This is a genomic window from Pseudomonas sp. HMSC08G10 (assembly GCF_001808425.1).
Lineage (GTDB): Bacteria > Pseudomonadota > Gammaproteobacteria > Pseudomonadales > Pseudomonadaceae > Aquipseudomonas > Aquipseudomonas guariconensis.
In genome coordinates this window covers 1-5,684 of record NZ_KV793327.1, presented here as the reverse complement: position 1 = coordinate 5,684, position 5,684 = coordinate 1, and the positions used below count along the sequence as shown (strand labels likewise).

The window sequence follows — 5,684 nt, the reverse complement described above, 5'->3', positions numbered from 1 at the left end:
TTTCGAATCCCCTTATAATGCGCCCCACTTCCGACGCAGTCGAAACGCAAAACTCCTTGATAATCAACGAGTTGAACGCTTCAGGTAGTATCGGAAGGGCTTCGGTCTTCTGATCGGCAGCGGTGAAAAAGGCAGTTGACAGCAGGTTTTAACGCTGTATGATTCGCCTCCCGCTACGAGAGATCGCAGCGAGTTAAGCGGTTGAAGTTGAACGGGTTTCTCGGAAAAAACTTCAAAATAAACGCTTGACAGACTTAGAGGAAAGCGTAGAATGCGCGGCCTCGGTTGAGCAAAGCGCTTAACCAAATCGCTCTTTAACAATCGAATCAAGCAATTCGTGTGGGTGCTTGTGAGTACGGACTGATCGTCGCCAAGATTATCAGCATCACAAGTGGCCATGCGAGAAATCACATAGTCATTTGAGATTGCTGAGCCAAGTTTAGGGTTTCTTAAAAACCCAAGCAGTATTGAACTGAAGAGTTTGATCATGGCTCAGATTGAACGCTGGCGGCAGGCCTAACACATGCAAGTCGAGCGGATGACGGGAGCTTGCTCCTTGATTCAGCGGCGGACGGGTGAGTAATGCCTAGGAATCTGCCTGGTAGTGGGGGACAACGTTCCGAAAGGGGCGCTAATACCGCATACGTCCTACGGGAGAAAGTGGGGGATCTTCGGACCTCACGCTATCAGATGAGCCTAGGTCGGATTAGCTAGTTGGTGAGGTAAAGGCTCACCAAGGCGACGATCCGTAACTGGTCTGAGAGGATGATCAGTCACACTGGAACTGAGACACGGTCCAGACTCCTACGGGAGGCAGCAGTGGGGAATATTGGACAATGGGCGAAAGCCTGATCCAGCCATGCCGCGTGTGTGAAGAAGGTCTTCGGATTGTAAAGCACTTTAAGTTGGGAGGAAGGGCAGTAAGTTAATACCTTGCTGTTTTGACGTTACCGACAGAATAAGCACCGGCTAACTCTGTGCCAGCAGCCGCGGTAATACAGAGGGTGCAAGCGTTAATCGGAATTACTGGGCGTAAAGCGCGCGTAGGTGGTTCGTTAAGTTGGATGTGAAAGCCCCGGGCTCAACCTGGGAACTGCATCCAAAACTGGCGAGCTAGAGTATGGTAGAGGGTGGTGGAATTTCCTGTGTAGCGGTGAAATGCGTAGATATAGGAAGGAACACCAGTGGCGAAGGCGACCACCTGGACTGATACTGACACTGAGGTGCGAAAGCGTGGGGAGCAAACAGGATTAGATACCCTGGTAGTCCACGCCGTAAACGATGTCAACTAGCCGTTGGAATCCTTGAGATTTTAGTGGCGCAGCTAACGCATTAAGTTGACCGCCTGGGGAGTACGGCCGCAAGGTTAAAACTCAAATGAATTGACGGGGGCCCGCACAAGCGGTGGAGCATGTGGTTTAATTCGAAGCAACGCGAAGAACCTTACCAGGCCTTGACATGCAGAGAACTTTCCAGAGATGGATTGGTGCCTTCGGGAACTCTGACACAGGTGCTGCATGGCTGTCGTCAGCTCGTGTCGTGAGATGTTGGGTTAAGTCCCGTAACGAGCGCAACCCTTGTCCTTAGTTACCAGCACGTTATGGTGGGCACTCTAAGGAGACTGCCGGTGACAAACCGGAGGAAGGTGGGGATGACGTCAAGTCATCATGGCCCTTACGGCCTGGGCTACACACGTGCTACAATGGTCGGTACAGAGGGTTGCCAAGCCGCGAGGTGGAGCTAATCTCACAAAACCGATCGTAGTCCGGATCGCAGTCTGCAACTCGACTGCGTGAAGTCGGAATCGCTAGTAATCGCGAATCAGAATGTCGCGGTGAATACGTTCCCGGGCCTTGTACACACCGCCCGTCACACCATGGGAGTGGGTTGCACCAGAAGTAGCTAGTCTAACCTTCGGGAGGACGGTTACCACGGTGTGATTCATGACTGGGGTGAAGTCGTAACAAGGTAGCCGTAGGGGAACCTGCGGCTGGATCACCTCCTTAATCGAAGACATCAGCCTGCTGATGAGCTCCCACACGAATTGCTTGATTCCTTGAAGAAGACGATGCTGTAACGCGACCCTGTTATAGGTCTGTAGCTCAGTTGGTTAGAGCGCACCCCTGATAAGGGTGAGGTCGGCAGTTCAAATCTGCCCAGACCTACCATTAGCTTGGTGCAGATGACTACGGGGCCATAGCTCAGCTGGGAGAGCGCCTGCCTTGCACGCAGGAGGTCAGCGGTTCGATCCCGCTTGGCTCCACCACTTGCCGTTACCTGCAGAACTTAGAAATGAACATTCCGGTGTGAATGTTGATTTCTGACTTTTGTCAGATCGTTCTTTAAAAATTCGGATATGTGATAGATAGACTGATGACCACTTTCACTGGTGGGCCATCAGGCTAAGGTAAAATTTGTGAGTTCTGCTCTTCATTGAGCAACATGCGAATTTTCGGCGAATGTCGTCTTCACAGTATAACCAGATTGCTTGGGGTTATATGGTCAAGTGAAGAAGCGCATACGGTGGATGCCTTGGCAGTCAGAGGCGATGAAAGACGTGGTAGCCTGCGATAAGCTTTGGGGAGTCGGCAAACAGACTGTGATCCAGAGATCTCTGAATGGGGGAACCCACCTAGGATAACCTAGGTATCTTGTACTGAATCCATAGGTGCAAGAGGCGAACCAGGGGAACTGAAACATCTAAGTACCCTGAGGAAAAGAAATCAACCGAGATTCCCTTAGTAGTGGCGAGCGAACGGGGACCAGCCCTTAAGTTGATTTGAGATTAGTGGAACGCTCTGGAAAGTGCGGCCATAGTGGGTGATAGCCCCGTACACGAAAGTCTCTTATCAATGAAATCGAGTAGGACGGAGCACGAGAAACTTTGTCTGAACATGGGGGGACCATCCTCCAAGGCTAAATACTACTGACTGACCGATAGTGAACCAGTACCGTGAGGGAAAGGCGAAAAGAACCCCGGAGAGGGGAGTGAAATAGAACCTGAAACCGTATGCGTACAAGCAGTGGGAGCCTACTTTGTTAGGTGACTGCGTACCTTTTGTATAATGGGTCAGCGACTTATATTCAGTGGCGAGCTTAACCGAATAGGGGAGGCGTAGCGAAAGCGAGTCTTAATAGGGCGTTTAGTCGCTGGGTATAGACCCGAAACCGGGCGATCTATCCATGGGCAGGTTGAAGGTTAGGTAACACTGACTGGAGGACCGAACCGACTACCGTTGAAAAGTTAGCGGATGACCTGTGGATCGGAGTGAAAGGCTAATCAAGCTCGGAGATAGCTGGTTCTCCTCGAAAGCTATTTAGGTAGCGCCTCATGTATCACTCCAGGGGGTAGAGCACTGTTTCGGCTAGGGGGTCATCCCGACTTACCAAACCGATGCAAACTCCGAATACCTGGAAGTGCCGAGCATGGGAGACACACGGCGGGTGCTAACGTCCGTCGTGAAAAGGGAAACAACCCAGACCGTCAGCTAAGGTCCCAAAGTCATGGTTAAGTGGGAAACGATGTGGGAAGGCTTAGACAGCTAGGAGGTTGGCTTAGAAGCAGCCATCCTTTAAAGAAAGCGTAATAGCTCACTAGTCGAGTCGGCCTGCGCGGAAGATGTAACGGGGCTCAAACCATGCACCGAAGCTACGGGTATCACTTAGGTGATGCGGTAGAGGAGCGTTCTGTAAGCCTGTGAAGGTGAGTTGAGAAGCTTGCTGGAGGTATCAGAAGTGCGAATGCTGACATGAGTAACGACAATGCGAGTGAAAAACTCGCACGCCGAAAGACCAAGGTTTCCTGCGCAACGTTAATCGACGCAGGGTTAGTCGGTCCCTAAGGCGAGGCTGAAAAGCGTAGTCGATGGAAAACAGGTTAATATTCCTGTACTTCCAGTTATTGCGATGGAGGGACGGAGAAGGCTAGGCCAGCTTGGCGTTGGTTGTCCAAGTTTAAGGTGGTAGGCTGAAATCTTAGGCAAATCCGGGATTTCAAGGCCGAGAGCTGATGACGAGTTGCCTTTAGGCGACGAAGTGGTTGATGCCATGCTTCCAAGAAAAGCTCCTAAGCTTCAGATAACTGGGAACCGTACCCCAAACCGACACAGGTGGTCGGGTAGAGAATACCAAGGCGCTTGAGAGAACTCGGGTGAAGGAACTAGGCAAAATGGCACCGTAACTTCGGGAGAAGGTGCGCCGGCGAGGGTGAAGGACTTGCTCCGTAAGCCCATGCCGGTCGAAGATACCAGGCCGCTGCGACTGTTTATTAAAAACACAGCACTCTGCAAACACGAAAGTGGACGTATAGGGTGTGACGCCTGCCCGGTGCCGGAAGGTTAATTGATGGGGTTAGCGCAAGCGAAGCTCTTGATCGAAGCCCCGGTAAACGGCGGCCGTAACTATAACGGTCCTAAGGTAGCGAAATTCCTTGTCGGGTAAGTTCCGACCTGCACGAATGGCGTAACGATGGCGGCGCTGTCTCCACCCGAGACTCAGTGAAATTGAAATCGCTGTGAAGATGCAGTGTATCCGCGGCTAGACGGAAAGACCCCGTGAACCTTTACTATAGCTTTGCACTGGACTTTGAGCTTGCTTGTGTAGGATAGGTGGGAGGCTTTGAAGTGGGGACGCCAGTTCTCATGGAGCCATCCTTGAAATACCACCCTGGCAACCTTGAGGTTCTAACTCAGGTCCGTGATCCGGATCGAGGACAGTGTATGGTGGGTAGTTTGACTGGGGCGGTCTCCTCCCAAAGAGTAACGGAGGAGTACGAAGGTGCGCTCAGACCGGTCGGAAATCGGTCGCAGAGTATAAAGGCAAAAGCGCGCTTGACTGCGAGACCCACACGTCGAGCAGGTACGAAAGTAGGTCTTAGTGATCCGGTGGTTCTGTATGGAAGGGCCATCGCTCAACGGATAAAAGGTACTCCGGGGATAACAGGCTGATACCGCCCAAGAGTTCATATCGACGGCGGTGTTTGGCACCTCGATGTCGGCTCATCACATCCTGGGGCTGAAGCCGGTCCCAAGGGTATGGCTGTTCGCCATTTAAAGTGGTACGCGAGCTGGGTTTAGAACGTCGTGAGACAGTTCGGTCCCTATCTGCCGTGGACGTTTGAGATTTGAGAGGGGCTGCTCCTAGTACGAGAGGACCGGAGTGGACGAACCTCTGGTGTTCCGGTTGTCACGCCAGTGGCATTGCCGGGTAGCTATGTTCGGAAGAGATAACCGCTGAAAGCATCTAAGCGGGAAACTTGCCTCAAGATGAGATCTCACTGGGATCTTGAATCCCCTAAAGGGCCGTCGAAGACTACGACGTTGATAGGTCGGGTGTGTAAGCGCTGTGAGGCGTTGAGCTAACCGATACTAATTGCCCGTGAGGCTTGACCATATAACACCCAAGCAATTTGCTTCTGCAGATTGCGGTGGTGAAGACGAAGCAACCGAAAGTTCGCAACCACAACGATCACATATCCGAATTGGCTGGAGTGTCATAAGACAGTCTGGCAACAGAATTTCTTGACGACCATAGAGCATTGGAACCACCTGATCCCATCCCGAACTCAGCAGTGAAACGATGCATCGCCGATGGTAGTGTGGGGCTTCCCCATGTGAGAGTAGGTCATCGTCAAGATTCATTTCGCAAAACCCCTATCTGCGTGAGCAGGTAGGGGTTTTGTCTTT

The 5,684-nt window shown here is 51.9% G+C and carries 2 tRNA genes and 3 rRNA genes; all 5 read left to right on the top strand.

Features of this window, described 5'->3' with window-relative positions:
- Positions 1-469: 469 nt before the first annotated feature.
- A 16S ribosomal RNA gene (locus HMPREF3173_RS18960) occupies positions 470-2,006 on the top strand.
- A gap of 85 nt (positions 2,007-2,091) precedes the next feature.
- Positions 2,092-2,168: transfer RNA gene (locus HMPREF3173_RS18955), tRNA-Ile, on the top strand.
- Between the two features lie 22 nt (positions 2,169-2,190).
- Positions 2,191-2,266 (top strand) — tRNA-Ala (locus HMPREF3173_RS18950).
- Positions 2,267-2,500: 234 nt separating this feature from the next.
- Positions 2,501-5,391, top strand: a 23S ribosomal RNA gene (locus tag HMPREF3173_RS18945).
- A 127-nt stretch (positions 5,392-5,518) separates the two neighbouring features.
- A 5S ribosomal RNA gene (gene rrf, locus HMPREF3173_RS18940) occupies positions 5,519-5,634 on the top strand.
- The 16S, 23S and 5S rRNA genes sit together here with 2 tRNA genes alongside, the layout of an rRNA operon.
- Positions 5,635-5,684 lie beyond the last annotated feature (50 nt).